This is a genomic window from Arthrobacter phoenicis (assembly GCF_047238215.1).
In the GTDB taxonomy this organism is placed as follows: domain Bacteria; phylum Actinomycetota; class Actinomycetes; order Actinomycetales; family Micrococcaceae; genus Arthrobacter.
This window is the reverse complement of sequence record NZ_JBDFMK010000001.1, coordinates 3,502,257-3,526,186: the sequence shown is the minus strand read 5'-3', so window position 1 is coordinate 3,526,186 and position 23,930 is coordinate 3,502,257. Positions and strand designations below refer to the sequence as shown.

Here is a 23,930-nt window from a genome sequence, read left to right as displayed (position 1 = left end):
ACCGGCCCCCGCCCTCCGCGGGTTGGGGCCGGCCGGGGAGGGTCAGAAGCCCAGCTTCACCAGCTGCTTCGGGTCCCGCTGCCAGTCCTTGGCTACCTTCACGTGCAGGTCCAGGTAGATCCGGGCGCCCAGCAGCGCCTCGATGCCCTTGCGCGCGTTGGTGCCGACTTCCCGGAGCCGGGCGCCGCCCTTGCCGATGATGATGGCCTTCTGCGAGGGCCGTTCGACGTACAGGTTGACCCGGACGTCCAGGAAGGGCCGGTCCTCGGGACGGTCCTCGCGCGGCACGATTTCCTCCACGACGACGGCCAGGGAGTGCGGCAGCTCGTCGCGGACGCCCTCGAGCGCAGCCTCGCGGATCAGTTCGGCGATCATCACGGCTTCGGGCTCGTCCGTGAGGTGGCCGTCCGGGTAGAGCGGGGGCGACGGCGGCATGTGGCTGATCAGCACGTCGGCGACCGTGTCCACCTGGAAACCGTCGGCGGCGGAGACGGGGACGATGTCCTTCCAGCCCTCCTCCCCGAGGACCTCGCGGCCCAGGGCGGCAACGGCGAGCAGCTGCTCGGTGAGGGCCTGCCGGTCCACGGTGTCCGCCTTCGTGACCAGCGCGATCACGGGTTTGCGGCCGAGGGCGGCCAGCTGGGCGGCGATGAATTTGTCGCCGGGGCCGATCTTCTCGTTCGCCGGGAGGCAGAAGCCGATCGCATCGACCTCGGCCAGGGTGTCCGCCACGAGTTCGTTCAGGCGCTTGCCGAGCAGGGTGCGGGGCCGGTGCAGGCCCGGGGTGTCCACCAGGACCAACTGCGAGTCCTCGCGGTGCACGATCCCGCGGATTGTGTGGCGGGTGGTCTGCGGCTTAGCCGAGGTGATGGCCACCTTCTGGCCCACCAGGGCGTTGGTCAGGGTGGACTTTCCGGCGTTGGGGCGTCCCACCAGCACCGCGAACCCGGCCCGGTACCCGCCGTAGGGCGCTCCGCCGTCGGACTTATTCTGCTTGCTCACGTGGAACTCCCTGTTGCATTGTGTCGGCCTCGTCGAGTAGCTCTCCAAGGTCAGTGTCTTCCTTTGGCGCGGCCGCCGCAATGACGTGGCTGACGCGGTTCCGACGGCCCTCGAGCCGGTCGGCGCGGAGGGTTACGCCGTCGACAGTGACGGTGCTTCCCACGATCGGGACGCGGCCCAGGGCCTTCGCGAGCAGGCCGCCCACGGTGTCCACCTCGTCGTCGTCGAGCTCCAGGTCGAAGAGCTCGCCCAGGTCGTCGATGCTCATCTTGGCGCTCACCCGGTAGGTGCCGTCGCCCAGCTCCACGGCCTCGGCGGACTCCGTGTCGTACTCGTCCACGATCTCGCCGACGAGTTCCTCGATCAGGTCCTCCAGGGTGACCAGGCCGGCCGTGCCGCCGTATTCGTCGATGACGATGGCCACGTGGGTGGACTCCTTCTGCAGCTCGCGCAGCAGTTCGCTCACGGGCTTGGAGTCGGGGACGTAGCGCACCTCGCGGGCCAGGGCGTCCACCGCGGGCGGTTCGACGCCGGGTTGCAGGTTGTGGATCACGGCGGCGACGTCCTTGAGGTAGACGATGCCGAGGACCTGGTCGGTGCTCTCGCCAATCACAGGGATCCGCGAATAGCCGGAGCGGAGGAACAGGGACATGGCGCGGTGCAGGCTGGAGCCGGAATCGATGGTGAGGATGTCCGTGCGGGGCACCATCACGGCGCGGACCAGGGTGTCGCCGAAGTCGAAGACGGACTGGATCAGTTCCGCCTCGTCGTTCTCGATTACCTCGGATTCGCTGGCGCGTTCCACGAGTTCGCGGAACTCCTCCTCGCTGAAGAACGCCTCGTTGTCCGCCGGGGCGCCGGGGGCGACCGCGCTGCCCAGGGTGACCAGCCAGCCCGGGATGGGGCCGAGCACCCAGCAGAGCCAGCGGATCAGCGGCGCGGAGAAGCGCACCAGCCCGGCGGAGTGCACCCGGCCCAGTTGGCGCGGGGACACACCCACGATCACGAAGCCGAGAATCGCCATGATGCCGGTGGCGATCAGGCCGGCCAGCCAGACGTTGTCCAGCACGCTGTGCAGCAGCACGGTCACGGCCACGGCGGAGGCCATCTCGAACCAGATCCGCCAGAACCGCAGGGCGCGCATGTGCGCCACCGGCTGGGCAAGGATCCGTTTGAGGGCCGTGCCGCGGCTGTTCAGCACCGCCGCCTCGGCGTCGTGCCGTGGAAGGTAGTTGAAGGCTGCCTCGGCCGCGGTCAGGAGTGCGGCAAAAGTCAGGAAGACCAGCGACATGCCGGCCAGGATCAGTGGGGTCACTGAATCGTCTCTGCCGGGGCTTCCCGGCCGGTGAAGCCGGACAGGAGTTCGCGCTGCAGGCCGAACATCTCTTCCTTCTCCTCCGGCTCGGCGTGGTCGAAGCCGAGCAGGTGCAGGATGCCGTGCGTGGTGAGCAGCAGCATCTCGTCCTGGGTGGAGTGGCCGGCGTTCTGGGCCTGGATCTCGGCGACCTGCGGGCAGATGGCGATGTCACCGAGCATGCCCTGCGGGGTGGGCTTGTCCGGGGTGCCGGGGGTCAGTTCGTCCATCGGGACGGAGAGGACGTCGGTGGAACCCGGCTCGTCCATCAGCTCGATGTGAAGCTTTTCCATCGCGGGCTCGTCCACCAGCAGGATGGAAAGCTCCGCCTGCGGGTGGATAAAGAGGCGTTCGAAGACGTACCGGGCCAGCGCCACCAGCTCGGCCTCGTCGACGGCGATGCCGGATTCGTTGTTGACCTCGATGCTCATGCGTGTTCTCCCCGCTTGTCCCGGGCAACTGAGTGCTTGACCCGGTTTCGTTGTGCTTCGTCCCAGACGCTGTAGGCGTTGACGATGTCGCCCACCAGCCGGTGCCGGACGACGTCGGCGGCGTCCAGGACGGAAAAGTTGACGTCCTCGATGCCCTGCAGGATATCCTCGACGATCCGCAGGCCGGACCGGGTGCCGAACGGCAGGTCCACCTGGGTGATGTCGCCGGTGACCACCATCTTGGAGCCGAAGCCCAGGCGGGTGAGGAACATCTTCATCTGCTCCGGCGTCGTGTTCTGGGCCTCGTCGAGGATGATGAAGGCGTCGTTCAGGGTCCGGCCGCGCATGTAGGCCAGCGGCGCCACCTCGATGGTGCCGGCGGCCATCAGGCGCGGGATGGACTCCGGGTCCATCATGTCGTGCAGCGCGTCGTAGAGCGGCCGCAGGTAGGGATCGATCTTGTCGCTCAGCGTTCCGGGCAGGAAGCCGAGCCGCTCGCCGGCCTCGACGGCGGGGCGGGTGAGGATGATCCTGCTGACCTCCTTCTGCTGCAGCGCCTGCACGGCCTTGGCCATGGCCAGGTAGGTCTTGCCGGTGCCGGCGGGGCCGATGCCGAAGATCACGGTGTTCGCGTCGATGGCGTCCACGTATTTCTTCTGGTTCAGCGTCTTGGGCCGGATGGTCTTGCCTCGGCTGGAGAGGATGTTGGTGGTCAGCACCTCCACCGGGTTCTGCAGCGACTGGCTGCGGAGCATGGAGACGAGCTGCTGCAGGACGGCCGGGGTTATCACCGTGCCGCGGGCCACCAGCCCGCGCACCTCGTTCAGGAGCCGCATGATCCGGGGCACGTCCGCCGGCGGGCCGCTGATGGAGAGCTCATTGCCGCGGACGTGGAAGTCGACGCCGGGGTACTGGGATTCGATGAAGCGCAGCGCCTCGTCGTGGCTGCCCAGCGACTGCACCATCTGGCCCGAGTTCTCGAAGACCACGACCTCCGTCCGCACGCCTGGGATGGAGTGGGGAAATTCCCCGGTGGTGCGTTCGCCCGCGGTGGTCCGGGCCTTGCCGTTGGCTGCTTCAGTCATGGTGATGGCCCGCGGGCCTCTGGTTCCCTCCAGCTCGGATATGCTTCGTCGCCGCCGCTCCCGTCTGGCCGCCGTGAGGTGCGGCGTCGCCGGGTCCGGCGGTCCTCCCATCTTACGTCAGGAGACCGCCGCCGTGCCGCGCTCCCGGCCCGGCCGGACGGGCCACCCCAGGGCCGGGCCGCCGTCGTCGTCGACCGCTTCCGAAGAGCCTTTTCGACGCATCTTCGACGGCCCTTTCGACGCCTCCGGGGGTGCGGTTAGCGGGCTTTAGGTATCAACTTCATATCGGCCTCATATCGTTCCCGTTGCAGTTTGTTCGGGCGCCCCGCTTCCCCGCCGGCGGAAACCTCCCCTGTGCCATGCTGGATTGGGCCTATCGGTCACGACCGGCAACGACCCGCACATCAACGACCTCAGGGAGAGGGAGCACCGCAATCGGCAACAAGGGCGCCAGCAGTCAGGGCACGAGGACCGCGACGGCGGCACGGCGCATGCGCCGCGGCCTGCTGCTGTTCGTGCTGCCCGCGTCCCTGGTGCTCTCCGGTTGCGTCGCCAACCCCCGGCAGGACATCACCGACGCCGGCTCCCCCACGCAGACGGTGCCGGGACCCGCGGACGGGACCACCGCCACGAGCGCCCCGCTGGAATCCGCGCAGGCCTCCAACAAGGCCCCGGTGTACTGGATCGGCCGCAGCAACAACAACGTCTTCCTCTACCGCGAATTCCGCGACGTCTCCGAGGACGACAACCCCGTGACCCGCGCGTTGCGGGTGATGATGTCCCAGAAGCCCCTGGACCCTGACTTCTTCACCCCGTGGCAGAACCCCCGCAAGCTCGCCACCTCGATCTCCGGCAAGAACACCATCACGGTGGACGTGTCCTCCGACGCGTTCAACAGCAACCTCGACGCCGACATGGCCGAGCGCGCCATCCAGCAGCTGGTCTACACGGCCACCGCCGCCGCTGCCAGCGCCGGCCTCACGGACTCCGGGCAGCAGATCCAGGTGGTCATCCTGGTGGACGGCCACACCGACTATGTCGCGTTCAACCGGGTCCGGCTGGGCGCGCCCACCTCCCGCAGCGCCGGCATGGTGGCGCCGGTGTGGATCATCGACCCGCAGGAGGGCACCACCGTGGCCGACGGCGCGGTGAAGATCTCCGGCCGCAGCACATCACCGGGCGGGAAGCTCCGCTGGGAGATCCAGAAGGTCGACGGCACCGCCAAGACCCCGTACCAGAGCGGCATGATGACCGCGGCCGCGGATGCCCAGCAGTCGGGCCTGTTCAGCTTCACCCTCAACTTGGGGCCGGGCAGCTACGAGGCGCGGGTCGCGCAGGTGGACGCGAACGGCAAGGCCACCGACCTCAACGTCGACACCCGCGGCTTCACGGTTAAATAGCCGGGTAAATAGCCCCGTCAAATAGCACGGTCAAATAGACCGCTAAGCCGCCAGCCGGGTAGCCGCTACCAGCGGCCCAGGACGTCGCTAGCCAGCACGGTCGCCGCGGGCCCGGCGGTGGAGGACCGCAGCACGTGGTGCCCCAGCAGCGCGGTCACGGCCCCCGCATCACAGAGCCGGGTAACCTCCCGCGGGCTGATCCCGCCCTCCGGTCCGACAATCATCAGCACCTCGCGCGGCGCCGCGGCGTCGTCCGCGCTACCAACGCTCTCCTGCCAGTCGGCCAGCACACGGCGCAGGGGCCGGACGGCGTCCTCGTGCAGGATCACTGCCAGCCCGGCGGATGCCACCGTGTCGGCCACGGCCGCCTGCAGCGAGCCGCCGTCCACCGCGGCGCGGACCTCGGGGATCCAGGCCCGGCGGGCCTGCTTCGCCGCCGCCGTCACCACGGACTGCCACTTGGCGTGCGCCTTCGCGGCACGCTCGGGCTTCCAGCGGACGATCGACCGTTCGGCCTGCCACGGGACGACGGCGTCGATCCCCAGCTCGGTCGCGGTCTCGGCCGCGAGTTCATCCCGGTCGCCCTTCGCCAGGGCTTGCACCAGAATGAGCCGCACCGCCGGGCGCGGCTCATCGTTGACCGCGGCGCACTCGAGCGTCAGCTCCTGGGGCCCGGCGGCGGTGACCGTGCCGGTGATCCGGCGGCCGGCGCCGTCGGCGATGTCGACCTGCTCCCCCGCCGTGAGGCGTTTGACCGTGACGGCGTGCCGCGCCTCGGCGCCGTCCAGCACGAAGGTGGAGCCGGGGGCCTGGTGGTCCAGGGTTCCGGCGGGGGTGAAGAAGACCGGGTTGCTCACCGCTACAGGTTACCGAGGCGGTCCCGCAGCTTGGCGAAGACCCCGCCGCTGGCGGCCAGCTTGCCCTCGGTGAACTGTTCGCCGCGGAGCTTGGCCAGCTGGCGCATCAGGTCTTCCTGGGCGGCGTCGAGCTTGGCGGGGGTCTCGACCTGGAGGTGGACCTTGAGGTCCCCGCGGCCGTAGCCGCGCAGGTGGGTGACGCCGAGGCCGCGCAGGGTGATGACCTCGCCGGACTGGGTGCCGCTCTTGACGTCGATTTCCTGCTGGCCGTCGAAGGTGTCCAGGGTCAGCTCGGTGCCGAGGGCAGCGGCCGTCATCGGAATGGTGAGGCTGGCGTGCAGGTCGTCGCCCTCGCGGACGAATGTCGCGTCGTTGTTGACCCGGATCTCCACGTACAGGTCGCCCGAGGGGCCGCCCGCCGGGCCGGCCTCGCCCTGGCCGGAGAGCTGAATCCGGGTGCCGGTGGCGACGCCGGCGGGGACCTTGACGGTCAGGGACCGGCGGCTGCGGATCCGGCCCTGGCCGGCGCACTCGTTGCAGGGATCCTTGATGACGGTGCCGAAGCCCTCGCAGCTGCCGCAGGGGGCGGTGGTCATGACCTGGCCCAGGATGGAGCGGACCGGGCGCTGGACCTGGCCGCTGCCGCCGCAGATGTCGCAGCGTTCCGGGTGGCTGCCCTCGCGGCAGCAGGAGCCCTCACAAGTGGGGCAGGTGACGGCGGTGTCCACCTCGAGCTTCTTGTTGACGCCGAAGACGGCGTCGCGCAGCTCGATCCGGACGCTGATCAGCGCGTCCTGGCCGCGGCGGACGCGGGAGGCCGGGCCGCCGGCTCCGGCGGCGCCGCCGAAGAAGGTCTCAAAGATGTCTTGGAACGCGAAGCCCTGGCCGGCGTAGCTGCCGCCGCCGAAGCCGTTGTCCGTGCCGTTCTCGTTGCCGGTGGTGTCGTAGACGCGGCGCTTCTGCGGGTCGGAGAGCACCTCGTAGGCGTGGGTGACCGCCTTGAAGCGCTCGGACGCGTCCTCGCCCGGGTTAACGTCCGGGTGCAGGGTCCGCGCGAGTTTGCGGTAGGCCTTCTTGATTTCCTCGCCGGTTGCTTCGCGGGAGACTCCAAGAACGTCGTAGTGGCTGCTCAAAGTGTGTATCTCTTCCTTTTTGTACTGCCGGTGCTGGGCGACAAGACTGGTGGTGGATCCGGCCGGTCAGGGGCCGAGGATCCGTGAAAGGTAGCGGGCCACCGCGCGGACGGCGGCCATGGTGGTGGGGTAATCCATCCGGGTGGGGCCGAGGATGCCCACCTTGGCGGTGGCGTCCGGGCCGTACCCGGTGGCCACCACGGAGGCCTCGGAGAGCCCGTCATAGGGGTTCTCCCGACCAATGCTGACGGTCACGCCGCGGGGGTCCTCCGCCATGTCCGAGAGCAGCCGGAGCATGACCACCTGCTCCTCGAGGGCCTCGAGGACGGGGCCGATGCTCAGCGGAAAGTCAACGTTGGAGCGGGCCAGGTTGGCCGTGCCGGCCATGACCATCCGCTCCTCGCGGCTGCTGGCGGCCAGCGCCTCAAGTCCGCGGGCCAGCGCCTGGGCGGCGCCGCGGCGGGCGGGGGCGGTGCTGTCGACGACGTCGGGCAGGGTCTGCGGGAGCAGGCTCAACGGAGTGCCGCCGAGACGGCCGAGGAAGACGCCCCGCAGTTCGGCGAGGGTCTCGTCGCCAAGGTCTTGGCCGACGTCGATGACGCGCTGTTCGACCTTGCCGGTGTCCGCGATGAGCACTGTCAGCACTTTCCGCGGTGCCAGCAGCACGAACTCGATGTGCCGCACCCGGGCCCGGCTGAGCAGCGGGTACTGCACCACGGCCACCTGGTTGGTCAGTTGCGCCAGCAGGCGCACCGTCCGGTCCAGGACGTCGTCGAGGTCTTCGGAGCCCTCCAACAGAGCCTGGATGGCCCGCCGCTCCGCCGGGGACAGCGGCTTGACCGCGGATATGCGGTCAACGAAGAGCCGGTAGCCCTTGTCCGTGGGGATTCGGCCGGCGCTGGTGTGCGGGGCGGTGATCAGCCCCTCGTCCTCCAGCGCGGCCATGTCGTTGCGGATCGTGGCGCTGGAAACGCCCAGGTGGTGGCGTTCCACCAGCGCCTTGGAGCCCACGGGTTCACGGGAATGGACGTAGTCCTCCACGATGGCGCGCAGCACTTCGAGTTTGCGTGGTTCGCTCACGCCGCACCTCCAATCGAGCCTCAACCGTCAACCGGCGCCCGCCGCCCGGAAGAACCCGGGGGTTAGCACTCGGCATGCCTCAGTGCTAACCAGTCTAATATGTCCGGCCGCGTTGTTAGCATTGGATTCGCTCCGGGCGTGACCGTGGCAACCCGGGCGGCTGCCCGGCGCGGCCGGCCACCTACCCGGCCTCATGCAGTTCCCGTTGCAGTTCCGCCCCGATGCAAAGCAGTGTGTAACCGATGTCCTATCAGAACTGGGGCCCGCAGGACCTCACCGCCCCCGCCCCCTCCCAGCTGCCCGAGGTTCCGGTGCAGCGCGGCATGGTCCTCGAGGACGTGCAGTCCGGCTGGGTGGGTGCCGTCACGCGGGTGGAGAAGTCCGGCGGCATGCACGTCGTGGCCCTCGAGGACCGGCGCGGGAAGTCCCGGACCTTCCGCCTCGGCTACGGCTTTCTCCTGGAGGGCCGGCCCATCCGGCTGATGCCGCCGGCACCCCGGGCGGCCGCAGGGCCTGCGGCCGGGGCCCGCACTGCGTCCGGCTCGGTGCGGGTTGAGGGCCAGCGGGCGCAGGTGGCCAAGGCCAGCCGGATCTGGGTTGAGGGCAAGCACGACGCCGAACTGGTCGAGAAGGTCTGGGGCGACGATCTCCGGGTCGAGGGCATCGTCGTCGAGCCCCTGCACGGCATCGACGATCTCGCCGCCGCGGTCAAGGACTTCCGCCCGGGTCCCGGCCGCCGCCTCGGCGTCCTGGTGGACCACCTGGTGGCCGACTCCAAGGAATCCCGGATCGCCGAGGCCGTCATGGCCTCCCCCGGCGCCCGCGGCAACGTCCTGATTGTCGGCCACCCCTACATCGACGTCTGGCAGGCCATCCGGCCGTCCGTGCTGGGCATCGAACGCTGGCCGGTGATCCCCCGGGGCGTGGACTGGAAGACCGGCATCCTGACTGCCTTCGGCTGGCCGCACAGCACCAAGGAGGACATCGGTTTGGGCTGGCAGAAACTCCTCGGCGCCGTCCGCAGCTACGCCGACCTGGAACCCTCGCTGCTGGGCCGGGTGGAGGAGGTCATCGACTTCCTCACCGCCCCGGGACAGTAGGGTCCGCCCGGCGAGGTGGCGGGCGACGGCGCCCAAGCAAGTATTCTTGATACGGTGGCCGCCGCGTTTTGGCGGTGGCCGCGCCCGCACAGGTACCAACGCTCCACCGCAATCCAAAGGACGAAACGTGGCAGAAGACGCACGCGAACACACGGACCCCCAGGCCGGTCACGGCCAGTCGCAGTACCATGGCGTTCCCGCAAATGCGCTTCCCCTGACCGCCAGCGAGGACCGTCAGTGGGCCACCCTGTCGCACTTCGGCGGCATCCTCGGCTGCATCCCGTCACTGCTGATCTACCTGATCTTCAAGGACCGCGGACCGTTCACCGCCCAGGAGTCCAAGGAAGCGCTGAACTTCACCCTGCCGCCGACGATCGCGGCCGTGGTCGCCAACCTCCTGGTGTTCATCCCCGTGGTGGGCAACTTGTTCGCGGTCCTGGCCACGGTCATCTGGATCGCACTGGCCTGCTTCTCCGTGGCTGCCGGTATCCACGTCAACCGCGGCCAGCCGCACCGCTACGAGTTCAACCTGCGCTGGATCAAGTAGCGCCGGTTCCCACGCTGACGGGCACCCCGGGATTTCTCCCCGGGTGCCCGTTTTTGTCTAATGTGTGCGGTTCGTTGGCCCGGCGGGGTCAGTCCGGCAGCAGCCGGCGGACGACGGCGTCGGCCAGAAGGCGGCCCTTCAGCGTGAGGACCAGCCGGCCGCGGAAGGCCTGCGCCGGCTCCACGAGCCCGTCGGCGATCAATCCCGCGACCGCGTGCCGGCCGGTTTCCTCCAGTCCGCCCAGGCTGGGGATGTCCAGGCCCGACACCAGCCGTGCCTCGAGCATGATGCGCTCGATATTGCGGGTCTCCGGGTCCAGGGTTTCCCGCCCGGCCGCCGGGGAGGCGCCGGAGTCCAGCCGCGCCGCGTAGGCGACGGGGTGCTTGACGTTCCACCAGCGGACTCCGCCGACGTGCGAGTGGGCCCCCGGCCCGATCCCCCACCAGTCGTCGCCACGCCAGTAGGCGAGGTTGTGGCGGCAGGCCTGCTCCGGCGTCGCCGCCCAGTTGCTGACCTCGTACCAGCCCAGCCCGGCAGCGGAAATGAGCTCGTCGGCGAGTTCGTACTTGGCCGCATGGTCGTCGTCGTCGATTCCCGGGACCTCGCCGCGGCGGATCTGGGCGGCGAGCTTGGTGCCCTCCTCGACGATCAGGGCGTAGGCGCTGATGTGGTCCGGGCGGTAGGAAAGGGCCGTCTCCAGCGAGTGGCGCCAGTCCTCCAGCGACTCGCCGGGCGTGCCGTAGATCAGGTCGAGGCTGACGGCCAGCCCGGCCTCCCTGGCCCACTCGACCACCAGAGGCACCCGGCTGGGTGTGTGGGTCCGGTCCAGGACCTTGAGCACGTGGGGCACGGCGGACTGCATCCCGAAGGACACCCGCGTGAAACCGGCGTCGGCCAGCAGCTGCAGGGACTCGCGGGTCACCGAGTCCGGGTTCGCCTCGGTGGTTACCTCGGCGCCGGGTGCAAGGCCCCAGGAGTCGACGGCGGCGCGCAGGATGCGGGCCAGGTCTTCCGCGGGAAGGAGGGTGGGGGTGCCACCGCCGAAGAAGACGGTGCTCAGCGGACGCTCCGGCAGCCCGGAGGCGGCCAGGGCGCGGGCCGCGAATCCGACCTCCGCCACGGCGGTGTCGGCGTAGGCATCCTGGGACGCCCCGCCGCCGAGTTCCGTGGCGGTGTAGGTGTTGAAGTCGCAGTAGCCGCAGCGGACCGCGCAGAACGGGATGTGGACGTAGAGCCCGAAGGCCCGGCCCCCGGCGCCCTCCAGCGCCTGGGCGGGCAACAGCCCGTCCGAAGGCGCGGGGTCGCCGAGGGGTAGTGCGCTTGGCATGGTTACTTCTTGGCCTTGTCCTTGGATTCTTCCGTGGTCAGGGCGGCGATGAACGCCTCCTGCGGCACCTCGACGCGGCCCACCATCTTCATGCGCTTCTTGCCTTCCTTCTGCTTCTCGAGCAGTTTGCGCTTTCGGGTGATGTCACCGCCGTAGCACTTGGCGAGCACGTCCTTGCGGATGGCGCGAATGCTCTCGCGGGCGATGATGCGGGAGCCGATGGCGGCCTGGATCGGCACCTCGAACTGCTGCCGCGGGATCAGTTCGCGCAGCTTGCCGGTCATCATCACGCCGTAGGCGTAGGCCTTGTCCCGGTGGGTGATGGCGCTGAATGCATCCACCTGCTCGCCCTGGAGCATGATGTCGACCTTGACCAGGTCGGCGACCTGGTCGCCGTCGGCCTTCCAGTCCAGCGAGCCGTAGCCGCGGGTGCGGGACTTGAGGATGTCGAAGAAGTCGAAGACGATCTCGGCCAGCGGGAGCCGGTAGCGGATTTCGACGCGGTCCTCGGAGAGGTAGTCCATGCCGCCCATGACGCCGCGGCGGCTCTGGCAGAGCTCCATGATGGCGCCGACAAACTCGTTCGGCGCGAGGATGGTGGCGGAGACCATCGGTTCGCGGACCTCGGCGACCTTGCCCGTGGGGTACTCGCTGGGGTTGGTCACGTGGATGACCTTCTTGTCCTCCAGCGTGACCTCGTACTCGACGTTCGGGGCGGTGGAGATCAGGTCCAGGTTGTATTCGCGTTCCAGCCGTTCCCGGGTGATTTCCAGGTGCAGCAGGCCCAGGAAGCCCACGCGGAAGCCGAAGCCCAGGGCGGCGGAGGTCTCCGGTTCGTAGACCAGCGCGGCGTCGTTGAGCATCAACTTCTCCAGCGCATCGCGCAGCACCGGGTAGTCGGTGCCGTCCAGCGGGTAAAGACCGGAGAAAACCATCGGCTTGGCATCCGCGTAGCCGGCCAGCGACTGTGTGGCGGGCTTGGCCATGTTGGTGACGGTGTCGCCCACCTTGGACTGGCGGACATCCTTCACGCCGGTGATCAGGTAGCCCACCTCGCCGACGCCCAGGCCCTTGGACGGCGTGGGCTCCGGGGAGCTGACACCGATCTCCAGGAGTTCGTGGGTGGCGCGGGTGGACATCATCTGGATGCGTTCGCGGGGGTGGAGCATGCCGTCGACGACGCGGACGTAGGTCACCACGCCGCGGTAGGTGTCATAGACCGAGTCGAAGATCATGGCCCGGGCGGGGGCATCGGGATCGCCGACGGGGGCGGGCAGGTCGCGGACAATCTTGTCCAGGAGGGCCTCAACGCCGGCGCCGGTCTTGCCTGAGACCCGCAGCACGTCCTCCGGGTCACCGCCGATCAGGTTGGCGAGCTCCTCGGCATACTTCTCCGGCTGGGCGGCCGGCAGGTCGATCTTGTTCAGGACCGGAATGATGGTGAGGTTGTTCTCCATCGCCAGGTAGAGGTTGGCGAGGGTCTGCGCCTCAATGCCCTGCGCGGCGTCGACCAGCAGCACGGCGCCCTCGCAGGCGGCCAGGGACCGGGACACCTCGTAGGTGAAGTCGACGTGGCCGGGGGTGTCGATCATGTTCAGCGCGTAGCTGGTGCCCTCGAGCTCCCACGGCATCCGGACGGCCTGCGACTTGATGGTGATTCCGCGCTCACGTTCGATGTCCATGCGGTCCAGGTACTGGGCCTTCATGTCACGGGACTGAACGATGCCGGTGAACTGGAGCATCCGGTCGGCCAGCGTGGACTTGCCGTGGTCAATGTGCGCAATGATGCAGAAGTTCCGGATGAGGGCCGGATCTGTTGCGGCAGGCACCGGGGCGGTGCGGGCCATGGGAGACACGCAGGGTCCTAACTCTTGGCTGAACTGGTGAAGGTTTTGTCCGCGGGCTGAACAGCCGGCGTTGCGCCGGGCTGCGGAAGGCCGCAATTCTCGTCCCCTTAGTCTCCCACGTCCCGGCGCGTGGGTCTGCATTCCGGCCCGCCCCGCCCCGGCGCCGGTAGGGTTTGCCCATGGCATTGAACCTTCGCTCCCTCGGCAAGGCCGTCCGCGGCACACTCCGTTTCCTGGGCATCGGCGGCGCGCCTGCCGCTCCCCCGGCGCGGCGACGCCCGGCCGGGGCACCTGCCGGCCCGCGCCGCGGCGGACCCGTTGCCGGTACCTATCCCGGTGACTTCCGCGGCAAGGCCACGGTCAGGTACGCGCCGAACGCCAACGGGGTCCCCGAGCCCGGCGAGATCGTGTGGACCTGGGTGCCGTTCGAGGAGGACCACAGCCAGGGCAAGGACCGCCCAGTGCTGCTGGTGGGAACCAAGGGACGCTACCTCCTTGGCCTGATGCTCACCAGCAAGGACCACGACGGCGACCCGCGGCGGGCCGCAAACTACGTGGACATCGGCACCGGGCCGTGGGACCGGCAGTGGCGGCCCAGCGAGGCGCGGCTGGACCGGGTCCTGCAGATCGACCCCGCGGCCGTCCGCCGGGAGGGTGCCATTCTGGACGCCGGCAGGTTCCGCGGAGTGGCCACGGCGCTCCGCGACCGGCAGGGCTGGTCCTGACGGCAATCTGGCCGCTGTGCATTTCGTCATCGAACAGCCGTTTCTGCTACTATTGACAGCTGTGTGTCCGTGCAGGTCGACGGCCACAGATGGTTGGTCGCCATAGGTATCCCCACGCCGCTCAGTCAATGGCCAATCTGAAAGCCCTCTAGACCATTTTCCGCATTGAAAAAGAGAGTTCACACGTGGCTAATATCAAGTCCCAGAAGAAGCGCATCCTGACCAACGAAAAGGCTCGCCTGCGCAACAACGCAGTCAAGTCCGAGCTGAAGACGGCCATCCGCGCCGTCAACACCGCCGTTGCGTCCGACGACAAGGATGCCGCGTCTGCTGCACTGGTTTCCGCCAGCCGGAAGCTCGACAAGGCTGTCAGCAAGGGTGTTCTGCACAAGAACAACGCTGCAAACCGCAAGTCGGCGATCTCCAAGAAGGTCAACGCACTCTAAGGTTTTCCAGTTCAGCTGAACTGATGATTGTGGCCGGCACCGTAAAGGTGCCGGCCACAGCCAGTTAACGCGGCTTTCGTGACGCTCCGGCACCGTAGCGACGTACTGCCCGGCCCTAGCGGCGGACGGAACCGGCGATGACCGTGACGGCGTGTTCGACGGCGTAGACCGGGTCCCGGGACAGGCCCTTGACCTGCGCGTCCGCCTCGGCGGTGACCTGGATGGAGCGCACCAGCCCCTCCGGGGTCCACCGGCGGACGTCCCGCTGCGCCTGCTCGACCAGCCAGGGCTGCATGCCCAACTGCTTGGCGATCTGGGACGACGAGCCCTGAGCCCCGGCAACCTTTGCGAGGGACCGGAGCTTGGCCGCCAGTGCGGCGACGATCGGCACCGGGTCCGCCCCGGTATCCAGCGCATGGCGCAGCGTGGAAAGAGCGAGCGGCGCGTTGCCCGCCATGGCCGCGTCGGCGACCTTGAACCCGGAGGCCTCGACCCGGCCGCCGTAGTAGCGGTCCACCATGTCGGCGTCGACGGCGGTGGTAGCGTCGGCGATCAGCTGGCTGCAGGCGGCGGCCAGCTCGGCCATGCTCGCCCCGACGGCGTTGATCAGGGCCTGAACGGCATCGGGCTCGATCCGGCGCGAGGCGGCCTTGAACTCGGTCATGACGAAGGAAATCTTGTCGGCGTCCTTTTTCAGCGGCTGGCAGTCGACCACGGGCCAGCCCCCGGCCTTGATAGCGTCCAGCAGCTTTTTGCCGCGGACTCCCCCGCCGTGCCGCATCACCATAACGGCGTCCGCTTCCGGTTGCGCCAGGTACTTCAGGGCGTCGGCCAGGAAGGCGTCGTTCATCGACTCCAGCGCCTCGACCTCGATCAGCTTCTGCTCGCCGAACAGGGACGGGCTGACGTTCATGGCCAGCGCGCCGGGTTCGTAGGCGGCGGCGCTCATGCGGGTCACCTCGACATCGGGGGCTGCCGCACGGACCAGTTGCCGCAGGCGGTCCATCGCGCGGGACGCCAGGTAATCCTCGGGGCCGCCTACCAGCACCACGGGAGCAGGCGTCACGTCCCGCCAGGTGGCGGTGTTCGTGGCCGCGGCCTTGGTGCGTGGGTTTTGGGCAGCAGCCACTGGTGATTCCTCCGGAGGGTTGGTGTGCAGACTCTAAGCGTCCCACGGCGTCGGCGGACCGCCAAGCCGTGCAGAGGCCGCCCGCGCCCGTCCAGCACCAGTGCCAGCACCCGCACCGTCCCGCCGTGCATCGCGAGCATGAGGCGTCCGGCCCGCACCGGGTGGCAGAGCAGCCACACGGCGCCGAGGGTGAGGACGGACAGCAGCACCATGGTCGAGGCTCCCACCGCGCCCTCCGGCCACGCCAGCGCGGCTCCCGGAAGCCCGGCAAAAAACCGCGCGACGGCACCGACACCGGCGGCGAAGATCCCGGCAAGGGCCATCGGCACAGACGCAAGGGCCGGTGACACCGCGAGCAACAGAACGGCGGCCGTGCCCAGCAGCGTCACCGGTGCCACCAGGACGGCGGCAGCAAGGTTCGCCGCGAGGGCATAGGTCGAAAAGCTCGGCTGTAGCAGGACGATCACCGGGCCGCAGAACAACTGGGCGGAGAACGGCACGGCGACACCGGCAGCGACGGCGCGGGGCACCGCGGGCGGAAACCACGCCATCACGGGCCGTCCCGCCACAATGATGCCGAGGGTCGCGAGGACCGACAGCAGGAACCCGAAGTCACCCGCCAGCCCTGGGTCGAACAGAAGCAGCACGATCACCGCCGTGCACAACAGGCTCAGCGCCTGCCCGGACCGGCCTGCCGCGACGGCGGCCAGCCCGATGGCACCCATGCAGGCGGCGCGCAGGACACTGGCGTCCGGTCCCACCAGCGCCACGAACAGCGTTAGCCCGGCCAGGGCCAAGCCCGCGGCCGCGGGCCGGGGAAGCCGCAGGCTCCGGGCACCGAGGAGGAGCGCTCCCAGCACCAGGCTGCAGTTGGCCCCGCTCACGGCGGTCAGGTGGGTCATGCCGACGGTCTTCATCGCTGCGGCCACCCCGGGGTCCAGGGCGGAGGTGTCGCCCGTGACCATGCCGGGAAGGAGTCCGCGGGCGTCGCCGGGCAGTGTCCGGGCCGCCGCCGTGTAGCGGGCGCGCAGCCGGGACAGCGCCGCCTCCGGACCACCCCCGGTGGCGTCCGTCCTGGCCAGCGGTACCGGGGACGTACTGGCGGAGAGCGTCCCCGCCTCGCTGCGCCCGGCCTCGACGGCCCTGAGGTTTCCCGTGGCGCGAATCTGCTGGCCGGGTTCCACGCCGGCCCAGTCCTCTCCGCCGAGGACGGTCATGGGTGTGGCCGTCCCGATGCGCTGGCCATCGTGGATGAGGGTGCGGAGGGTAGCTTCGACGGACCACCGCGCGGAGGCACCTCGGCCCGGCGACGCGGAGAGGCGTTCCGGAGCGGCGGTGATGTCCAGCTCGGCCACCACCGACGCGCGGGCGGCGAAGGCTTCAGCCACGGCGCCCTGCTGCCGTTCGGTGGCGGCGGCTCCCGCATGCGATCCGGCCGCGGCGGCGAGGGCTAGCCCCACGGCCAAGGTCGCCCTTACGCTTCTCCGGGCGTGGCGTTTCTTGCACCGTGCGCGCGTCAATCTGCGGGCGAGCAGGAATCCGATACCGGCGAGGAACACGGCGCAAATCAGCGCCTGATCCAGCGGCCGGATCCACGCCCCCGCCAGGGAGCTGGCCCAGACCAGCAGCGCGGCCGGCACGAGGCGGAGGTCGCTCCGCCGCCGGGCTCCGCTGTCGGGAGGACCGTTCCGCCGGGCAGACACGGAACTCGATTGGCGGGAATGCGGCGTACCGGTGAGGAGGCCGGACAGCGTCTTGCCAAGGCGTGCCTCCAGCCGCCTCCTGACACTGCCGTCCCGCAAGGACGGTGCCTGCCCGTCTGACTTCTTTCGCTTGCGCTTGTCCGTCAGGGCACCTGAAGTGTCCGTCGGCTCCGGCTGCGGCGCCAGGCTGAAGACCGCGGCGTCCCGGTAGGCTTGCCAGGGACGGTGCTGGTGCCCGTGTTCCGGCTGCCGGAGCTCGCGTGGCATGTCAGACCCGCACCAACGGCAGCAGGGCCTCGAGGAGTTTAGGCCCGACGCCGTCCACGGCGTCGAGCTCCTCGACCCGGGTGAACCGGCCGTGTTGTTTGCGCCAGTCCACAATCCGCTGGGCGAGCACCGGCCCCACCCGCGGAAGCGTGGCGAGTTCCTCCGCGTCGGCGGTGTTGAGGTTGACCTTCGCGGTCCCGCTCCCGGGTGCCCCGGTCCCGCTTCCACTGCCACCACCTGTCCCGCCGGTCCCGCTTTCGCTGCTAGCGGCGGACCCGCCTCCCTCCCCCGACGCCCCGCCCTGCGGATCCTGCGCCTCTGGGCTGCCCCGTTCGGGCACGACGATCTTTTGGCCGTCCTCCACGGCCGCGGCCAGGTTCAGCCGGTCCAGGTCCGCGGTGGGCGTGGCCCCGCCGGCGGCGGCGATTGCCTCATGGAGCCGGCTGCCCGCCGCCAGTGTGAGCACCCCGGGCCGGATGACGGCACCCGTGACGTGTACGACGACCCGCTCGACCGGTGCGGCGGGCGCAGTCTCCACGGCCGCGGCAGTTGTTGACGTCTCACTCAGGGGCTCCACCCGCGGAGCGGAGCCGGCGGCCCGCCACCAGAACCAGCCTCCGAGCAGCACCGCAACCACAGCAAGCAGGACGGCGGCCCCGCGGGCCGTTCGCCAGCGCACCAGTGGCGGCGCAAACTCCGGCATCTCGTCGTCCGGCCGGGCGTCAGGGGACGAATCGAAGGAATCCAGCAGGGGCGCATCGTCTGCGGACCCCTCAACAGACGTGTCCCCGGGCGATCCGAGGCTGGCCGCCCAACGGTGCCGGGCCGCGCGGGGACCCGCAAGGGTCGAAGTCGGGGAGCGGCGCGGCATGCGTCCACGCTAGGTGCCCACGCAGCACTGCTGGCAGGTCCCGGTAGGCCTATGTGGACAGCTCGCCCTGCTAAGGCCCGGCCGGCGGACCGCTCGGAGCGGAAGACGGCGTCGGAGATGGGACGGGGGTGCTGCTCTCCCCCACCACGACGGCCAGCACCCCCAGCCCGGCGTGGGCCGCGAGGACGGCCGGCAGCGAGCTGATCTGCGCGGGTGGGCAGCCGGGCAGCTGGTCCGCCAACCGGGCCGCCAGCTGTTCGGCCTCGGCTGGGTTCCCGAAGTGGTGCACGGCGATTCGAGCTTCACCGGCGGGACGGGACAGGGCGTCGTCGGCCGAGATTTCCTCCAAGCGCGCCACCGCCCGGGCCGCGGACCGGACGCGTTCCAACGGGACGATCCTGCCGTCGTCGACCGCCAGGATGGGCTTGATCGAGAGCATGGTTCCCCAGAGGGACGCGGCCGCTCCGATCCGTCCGCCGCGGCGCAGCTGCTCCAGGCTGGGGACATAGAAGTACACCTTGGTGCGGGCCAGCCGGGCCTCGGCGAAGCCGCGCACGGCCGCGGCGTCCAGCCCGTCGGCCGCGGCCACGACGGCGCTCTGGACGCCCATGCCTTCGGCCATGCCGGCGGTACGGGAGTCCAGCACCTCCACCGGGATATCCACCCGGGCGGCCGCCAGCCGGGCCGAGTCCGCGGTGCCCGAGAGCTCGGCGGAGAGATGGACGGACAGCACGGCTTCGAACCCGCGGGCGGCGGCCTCGCGGTAGGCGCGTTCGAACTGGCCCGGCGACGGACGCGAAGTCCGGACCACCACACCGCCGGCCAGGGCCACGGCGATGGTATCGGCGATGTCGTCCTCGCCCTCACCGTAGATTTCCTCTCCCACCATGACCGGCATGGGCACCACGGTAAGGCGGCCGTCGGAGGTGAAGTCGCGCACCCAGTCGGCGGGGAGGGCCGCGGCGGAATCGGTCACCACCGCGGTCCGGACGACGGGGACCACGGCGAGCTCGGCGGCATCCGGCCGGGTGGCGCGGCGCAGCCGAAGCAGGCGCTCCCGCAGCCAGGGCCAGCCCGGCGGCTCACGGTCAGGCACGAAACACCCCTTGGAATGTGGACCGGCCGCCGGCGAAAACGCCGACGGCCGGTGACAGCATAACTCCGGTCCGGCTAGGCCGGAACGATGTTGACCAGTTTGGGTGCCCGCACGATCACGGTGCGGATCCCCCGGCCGTCCATGGCGCGCTGGACGTTCTCCGAGGCCAGCGCCAGTTCGCGCAACTCATCCTCGGAGATCTCCGGGGAGACCTCCAGCCGGTCGCGGACCTTGCCCTGCACCTGGACGACGGCGGTGACCGTGTCCTGGACCAGCAGGGCCGGGTCGTGGGCCGGCCAGCCCGCGTTGGCAACGGAAGCCGGGTGTCCCAGGACGTTCCACAGGTCTTCGGCCGTGTACGGGGCGAAGAGGCTGAGGATCACCGCGACGGCCTCGACGGCCTCACGGACGGCGGGGTCCGCGCCGCCCGCACCGGCATCGATGGTCTTGCGGGTGGCGTTGACCAGTTCCATCAGCTTTGCCACGACGACGTTGAACTTGTTCGCGTCCAGGAGCGCCTGGGCGTCGGCGATGGTGCGGTGCGTGACGGCACGCAGCGCCCGGTCACCGGCGGCGAAGTCGACGCCGGGCTCGCTGGTGACGTCCTGGCCGAGCCGCCAGGCGCGGGCCAGGAACTTCGCGGAGCCCGAGGGCGAGACGTCCGCCCAGTCGACATCGTCCTCCGGCGGGGAGGCGAAGATCATGGTCAGGCGGACGGCGTCGACGCCGTACTTGTCCAGCTGTTCGCCCAGGTCAACGCCGTTGCCGAGGGACTTGCTCATGGCCTTGCCGCCGTTGAGGACCTGGCCCTGGTTCAGCAGCGCCCGGAAGGGCTCGTCGGCCTCGATCAGACCCATGTCGTGGATGACCTTGGTGAAGAAGCGTGCGTAGAGCAGGTGCAGAATGGCGTGCTCGACGCCGCCGACGTACTGGCCCACGGGCATCCAGTCGTTGATCTTCGCGGGATCGAACGGCCCCTCGGTGTAATCCGGGGAGACGAACCGCAGGAAGTACCAGGAAGAGTCCACGAAGGTGTCCATGGTGTCCGTGTCGCGCTTTGCCGGGCCGTGGCAGGAGGGGCAGTCCACGTTGACCCAGGCCTCGGCGGCGGCCAGCGGGGAGGTGCCCTTCGGGGACAGGTCCTCGCCGCGGAGGTCATCGGGCAGGGTGACCGGCAGCTGGTCGTCCGGGACCGGGACCTCGCCGCAGTCGGGGCAGTGAATGATCGGGATGGGGGCGCCCCAGAACCGCTGACGGCTCAGCAGCCAGTCACGCAGGCGGAAGTTCACGAACTTCTCGCCGGTTCCCAGCTTCTCCAGAATCGTGATGGCGGCGGGAATGGCCTCGGCCTTGGGCAGGCCATTCAGCTCGCCGGAGTTGATCAGGGTGCCCTCGCCGGCGGTGGCGGTGCCGGAGACGGCGGGGTCATCCTCGCCGGTGTCCAGGACGGCCCGGACCGGCAGGTCGAAGGTCTTCGCGAAGTCCAGGTCGCGCTGGTCGTGGGCGGGCACGGCCATGATGGCGCCGGTGCCGTAGTCGGCCAGCACATAGTCGGCAGCCCAGACCGGCAGCTTCTCCCCGTTCAGCGGGTTGATGGCGTAGCGGCCGGTGAAGACACCGGTCTTTTCGCGTTCGGTGGACTGGCGTTCGATCTCGGAGAGTGCCTTGACCTGTTCGCGGTAGGCGTCCAGGGCCGCGGCGTGCTCGTCGGTGACCAGTTCGACGGCGATCGGCGCGTCTGCGGCGACCACGAAGAACGTGGCGCCGTAGAGCGTGTCCGGGCGGGTGGTGAAGACGGTGACGTCCTTGGCGGGCTTGCCGCCGTCGGCCTCGACGACGAAGGTGACGTGGGCACCCTCGGAGCGGCCGATCCAGTTCTTCTGCATGGCCAGGACCCGCTCGGGCCAGTGGCCGCGCAGTTCCTCCATGTCGTCCAGCAGCCGGTCCGCGTAGTCGGTGATCTTGAAGTACCACTGGTTCAGGGACTTCTTGGTCACGGCGGTACCGCAGCGTTCACAGGCGCCGTTGACCACCTGTTCGTTGGCCAGCACGGTCTGATCCTTGGGGCACCAGTTCACCGGGGAGTTCTTGCGGTACGCCAGGCCGCGCTCGTAGAAGCGCTTGAACAGCCACTGGGTCCAGCGGTAGTACTCCGGGTCGGAGGTGTGCAGCCGGCGGGACCAGTCGGCGGAGATCGCGTAACGCTTGAAGGACGCCGCCTGGGTGTCGATGTTGGCGTAGGTCCACTCACTCGGGTGGGCGTTGCGCTTGATGGCGGCGTTCTCGGCGGGCAGACCGAAGGAGTCCCAGCCGATCGGGTGCAGCACGTCGAAGCCCTGCTGGCGCAGGTAGCGGGCGACGACGTCGCCCATCGCGAACGCTTCGGCGTGGCCCATGTGCAGGTCGCCGGAGGGGTAGGGGAACATGTCCAGCACGTAGCGGCGTTCCTTGGAGCCGTCGTCGAGCGGGGTGAAGACCTTGAGGTCCTCCCAGACCTGCGGCCATTTCGCCTCCATGGCGGCGAAATTGTAGGTGCCCTCCTCGGGGGCGGCACCTGCGACGGCTGCTGCTGTTCCGGTCTCTGTCTCCGGCTGAACGCTCACTGCTGGCCTCTTCTATTCTTTTCGATCTTGTCCGATCAGGACGGGTCGCGCCTGATCCTTCGGTCCCCTGCTCCGGGCCCGCACTTCGTCCCGGACACACAAAAGCCCCTCACACGGAGGGGCTGCCGCTCGACAATCCGGAGGTCTCACCGGGATGCCGGGCGGCTAGCTAAGCAGGAGGATCGCACGCATACGACTACTTTAGCGCACCCGCACCCCACCCCACCCGAGCCACGTCGATCCGAGCGGCTGAATGAGTCCTGCCCGGAAATGCCGAACTGTTGAGGGGGCCCGGGAGCGGCTTCGGGCGTCCGCGAAGCGGGCGGGGCCCCCTCAACAGTGAAGGCATCGTCGCTGGGACTTACTTCACGTCCTCGTCGACCCAGTCCATGGACTTGGTGACGGCCTTCTTCCAGAGGCGCATCTGGCGGTCGCGCTCGGCGTCGTCCATCTGCGGCTCCCAGCGCTTGTCCTCGGACCAGTTGGCCGAGCACTCGCCCAGGTCTTTCCAGAAGCCGACGGCGAGGCCGGCCGCGTAGGCTGCGCCCAGCGACGTGGTCTCGACGACCTTCGGTCGGATCACCGGCACGCCGAGGATGTCGGCTTGGAACTGCATCAGCGCGTCGTTGGCGACCATGCCGCCGTCGACCTTGAGCTCGCTCAGCGGCACGCCGGAGTCGGCGTTGACGGCGTCGAGCACCTCGCGGGTCTGGAAGGCGGTGGCCTCCAGGGCGGCCCGGGCGATGTGGTTCTTGTTCACGTACCGGGTCAGGCCGACGATCGCGCCGCGGGCGTCGGAGCGCCAGTACGGAGCGAAGAGGCCGGAGAACGCCGGGACGATGTAGACCCCGCCGTTGTCCTCAACCGCGGCAGCCAGGGTCTCGACCTCGGGGGCGCTGCTGATCATGCCCAGGTTGTCGCGCAGCCACTGGACCAGCGAACCGGTCACGGCGATCGAGCCTTCCAGGGCGTAGTGCGGCTTGGCGTCGCCAAGCTTGTAGCCCACGGTGGTCAGCAGGCCGTTCTTGGAGTGGACGATCTCCTCACCGGTGTTGAAGATAAGGAAGCAGCCGGTGCCGTAGGTGTTCTTGGCCTCGCCGGCGTCGAACGCCGCCTGGCCGAACGTGGCGGCCTGCTGATCGCCCAGGATGCCGGCGACCGGAACCTCGCGCAGCAGCTGGGAGGTGTGGACCGTGCCGTAGACCTCGGAGGAGGACTTGATGGCGGGCATCATGGACGCCGGGACGCCAAAGGCATCCAAGATTTCCTGGTCCCAGGAGAGGGTCTCGAGGTCCATGAACATGGTCCGGGAGGCGTTGGTCACGTCGGTGACGTGCACGCCGCCGTCGGTGCCGCCGGTGAGGTTCCAGAGCACCCAGCTGTCGGTGTTGCCAAAGACCAGGTCGCCGGCCTCGGCCTTGGCGCGGGCGCCGTCGACGTTGTCCAGGATCCACTTGATCTTGGTGCCGGAGAAGTAGGTCGCCAGCGGCAGGCCCACCTTCTGCTTGAAGCGGTCCGGGCCGCCGTCCTTGGCCAGCTCGTCCACGATCGACTGGGTGCGGGTGTCCTGCCAGACGATCGCGTTGTAGACCGCCTTGCCGGTGGTCTTGTCCCAGACGACGGCGGTTTCGCGCTGGTTGGTGATGCCGACGGCGGCGATGTCGTGGCGGGTCAGGTTGGCCTTGGAGAGGGCGGAGGCGATGACCTCGCGGGTGTTGTTCCAGATCTCCGCGGGGTCGTGTTCCACCCAACCGGCCTGCGGGAAGATCTGCTCGTGCTCCATCTGGCCGGTGGAGACGATGTTGCCGCTGTGGTCGAACACGATGGCGCGGGTGCTGGTGGTTCCCTGGTCAATGGCGATTACGTACTGGTTCACGTTGACGTCCTTGTCTGTATTGCCTGGCGGTTGAAGGTAATGCGTACGGGG

At 69.4% G+C, this 23,930-nt stretch carries 20 protein-coding genes; 5 read left to right on the top strand and 15 right to left on the bottom strand.

The window, feature by feature from the left end; translation table 11 throughout:
* Window positions 1-42 precede the first annotated feature (42 nt).
* Genes era through ABC337_RS16695 form a run of 4 tightly spaced genes read right to left on the bottom strand, consistent with a single transcriptional unit; the run spans window position 43 to window position 3,872 of the window.
* On the bottom strand, window positions 43-1,002 hold the full coding sequence (gene era, locus ABC337_RS16710; protein WP_377970444.1) for a GTPase Era: 960 nt from the start codon (window positions 1,000-1,002) through the stop codon (window positions 43-45).
* Window positions 986-2,317: a hemolysin family protein gene (locus ABC337_RS16705; RefSeq protein ID WP_412883007.1), complete on the bottom strand. Its 1,332-nt coding sequence runs from the start codon at window positions 2,315-2,317 to the stop codon at window positions 986-988. Before ABC337_RS16705 ends, era begins: the two co-directional genes overlap by 17 nt.
* A complete protein-coding gene (gene ybeY / locus ABC337_RS16700; RefSeq protein ID WP_290257784.1) occupies window positions 2,314-2,787 on the bottom strand; it encodes an rRNA maturation RNase YbeY in 474 nt (157 codons plus the stop codon). Before ybeY ends, ABC337_RS16705 begins: the two co-directional genes overlap by 4 nt.
* Window positions 2,784-3,872 (bottom strand): PhoH family protein, encoded by a 1,089-nt coding sequence (locus ABC337_RS16695; protein ID WP_412883008.1) that lies wholly within the window; start codon window positions 3,870-3,872, stop codon window positions 2,784-2,786. Before ABC337_RS16695 ends, ybeY begins: the two co-directional genes overlap by 4 nt.
* Before the next feature lie 491 nt (window positions 3,873-4,363).
* Between ABC337_RS16695 and ABC337_RS16690 the strand changes: the two genes are divergently transcribed.
* Window positions 4,364-5,272 (top strand): GerMN domain-containing protein, encoded by a 909-nt coding sequence (locus tag ABC337_RS16690; protein WP_412883009.1) that lies wholly within the window; start codon window positions 4,364-4,366, stop codon window positions 5,270-5,272.
* A gap of 65 nt (window positions 5,273-5,337) precedes the next feature.
* Here the strand turns inward: ABC337_RS16690 and ABC337_RS16685 are convergent, their stop codons facing one another.
* The 3 genes from ABC337_RS16685 to hrcA all read right to left on the bottom strand — a co-directional run bounded on the left by ABC337_RS16685 (window position 5,338) and on the right by hrcA (window position 8,342).
* Entirely contained in the window at window positions 5,338-6,129 is a 792-nt protein-coding gene (locus ABC337_RS16685) for a 16S rRNA (uracil(1498)-N(3))-methyltransferase (protein ID WP_412883010.1), read from the bottom strand.
* 2 nt (window positions 6,130-6,131) lie between these two features.
* Window positions 6,132-7,262, bottom strand: a complete 1,131-nt coding sequence (dnaJ, locus tag ABC337_RS16680) for a molecular chaperone DnaJ (RefSeq protein WP_377970439.1) — start codon at window positions 7,260-7,262, stop codon at window positions 6,132-6,134.
* Window positions 7,263-7,328: 66 nt separating this feature from the next.
* A complete protein-coding gene (hrcA, locus tag ABC337_RS16675; RefSeq protein WP_364135582.1) occupies window positions 7,329-8,342 on the bottom strand; it encodes a heat-inducible transcriptional repressor HrcA in 1,014 nt (337 codons plus the stop codon).
* A gap of 242 nt (window positions 8,343-8,584) precedes the next feature.
* Here hrcA and ABC337_RS16670 point away from each other — a divergent pair, with 242 nt between their 5' ends.
* Entirely contained in the window at window positions 8,585-9,442 is an 858-nt protein-coding gene (locus tag ABC337_RS16670) for a DUF3097 domain-containing protein (RefSeq protein ID WP_412883011.1), read from the top strand.
* Between the two features lie 127 nt (window positions 9,443-9,569).
* Window positions 9,570-9,989, top strand: a complete 420-nt coding sequence (locus ABC337_RS16665; protein ID WP_412883012.1) for a DUF4870 domain-containing protein — start codon at window positions 9,570-9,572, stop codon at window positions 9,987-9,989.
* An 88-nt stretch (window positions 9,990-10,077) separates the two neighbouring features.
* Here the strand turns inward: ABC337_RS16665 and hemW are convergent, their stop codons facing one another.
* Together hemW and lepA are read right to left on the bottom strand one after the other, a co-directional pair.
* Window positions 10,078-11,316 carry a radical SAM family heme chaperone HemW gene (gene hemW, locus ABC337_RS16660; RefSeq protein ID WP_412883013.1) on the bottom strand — a complete coding sequence of 413 codons (1,239 nt, stop codon included), beginning with the start codon at window positions 11,314-11,316 and terminating at the stop codon, window positions 10,078-10,080.
* A gap of 2 nt (window positions 11,317-11,318) precedes the next feature.
* Entirely contained in the window at window positions 11,319-13,172 is a 1,854-nt protein-coding gene (gene lepA / locus ABC337_RS16655) for a translation elongation factor 4 (protein WP_290257776.1), read from the bottom strand.
* A gap of 170 nt (window positions 13,173-13,342) precedes the next feature.
* Between lepA and ABC337_RS16650 the strand changes: the two genes are divergently transcribed.
* Window positions 13,343-13,888 (top strand): type II toxin-antitoxin system PemK/MazF family toxin, encoded by a 546-nt coding sequence (locus ABC337_RS16650; RefSeq protein WP_412883014.1) that lies wholly within the window; start codon window positions 13,343-13,345, stop codon window positions 13,886-13,888.
* A gap of 185 nt (window positions 13,889-14,073) precedes the next feature.
* A complete protein-coding gene (rpsT, locus tag ABC337_RS16645) occupies window positions 14,074-14,334 on the top strand; it encodes a 30S ribosomal protein S20 (RefSeq protein WP_290257774.1) in 261 nt (86 codons plus the stop codon).
* 115 nt (window positions 14,335-14,449) lie between these two features.
* Here rpsT and holA read toward each other — a convergent pair whose 3' ends face one another.
* The 6 genes from holA to glpK all read right to left on the bottom strand — a co-directional run bounded on the left by holA (window position 14,450) and on the right by glpK (window position 23,879).
* On the bottom strand, window positions 14,450-15,463 hold the full coding sequence (gene holA / locus ABC337_RS16640; protein WP_412883015.1) for a DNA polymerase III subunit delta: 1,014 nt from the start codon (window positions 15,461-15,463) through the stop codon (window positions 14,450-14,452).
* Complete coding sequence (locus ABC337_RS16635) at window positions 15,397-17,433, bottom strand: ComEC/Rec2 family competence protein (RefSeq protein WP_412883016.1); 2,037 nt, start codon at window positions 17,431-17,433, stop codon at window positions 15,397-15,399. The genes holA and ABC337_RS16635 overlap by 67 nt, the downstream gene beginning before the upstream one ends.
* A gap of 1 nt (window position 17,434) precedes the next feature.
* Window positions 17,435-18,304 (bottom strand): ComEA family DNA-binding protein, encoded by an 870-nt coding sequence (locus tag ABC337_RS16630; protein WP_412883017.1) that lies wholly within the window; start codon window positions 18,302-18,304, stop codon window positions 17,435-17,437.
* 70 nt (window positions 18,305-18,374) lie between these two features.
* A complete protein-coding gene (locus tag ABC337_RS16625) occupies window positions 18,375-19,400 on the bottom strand; it encodes a DegV family protein (protein ID WP_412883018.1) in 1,026 nt (341 codons plus the stop codon).
* A gap of 74 nt (window positions 19,401-19,474) precedes the next feature.
* Window positions 19,475-22,003, bottom strand: a complete 2,529-nt coding sequence (gene leuS / locus ABC337_RS16620) for a leucine--tRNA ligase (protein WP_412883019.1) — start codon at window positions 22,001-22,003, stop codon at window positions 19,475-19,477.
* A gap of 361 nt (window positions 22,004-22,364) precedes the next feature.
* Window positions 22,365-23,879: a glycerol kinase GlpK gene (gene glpK / locus ABC337_RS16615; protein ID WP_290257768.1), complete on the bottom strand. Its 1,515-nt coding sequence runs from the start codon at window positions 23,877-23,879 to the stop codon at window positions 22,365-22,367.
* Between the last annotated feature and the right edge of the window lie 51 nt (window positions 23,880-23,930).

Bases quoted from the DNA above. Each gene is read 5' to 3' on its own strand.
- ybeY (WP_290257784.1), bottom strand. From the start codon at position 2,787: ATGAGCATCGAGGTCAACAACGAATCCGGCATCGCCGTCGACGAGGCC.
- ABC337_RS16695 (WP_412883008.1), bottom strand. From the start codon at position 3,872: ATGACTGAAGCAGCCAACGGCAAGGCCCGGACCACCGCGGGCGAACGC.
- ABC337_RS16690 (WP_412883009.1), top strand. From the start codon at position 4,364: ATGCGCCGCGGCCTGCTGCTGTTCGTGCTGCCCGCGTCCCTGGTGCTC.
- ABC337_RS16670 (WP_412883011.1), top strand. From the start codon at position 8,585: ATGTCCTATCAGAACTGGGGCCCGCAGGACCTCACCGCCCCCGCCCCC.
- hemW (WP_412883013.1), bottom strand. From the start codon at position 11,316: ATGCCAAGCGCACTACCCCTCGGCGACCCCGCGCCTTCGGACGGGCTG.
- ABC337_RS16650 (WP_412883014.1), top strand. From the start codon at position 13,343: ATGGCATTGAACCTTCGCTCCCTCGGCAAGGCCGTCCGCGGCACACTC.
- ABC337_RS16635 (WP_412883016.1), bottom strand. From the start codon at position 17,433: ATGCCACGCGAGCTCCGGCAGCCGGAACACGGGCACCAGCACCGTCCC.
- ABC337_RS16630 (WP_412883017.1), bottom strand. From the start codon at position 18,304: ATGCCGCGCCGCTCCCCGACTTCGACCCTTGCGGGTCCCCGCGCGGCC.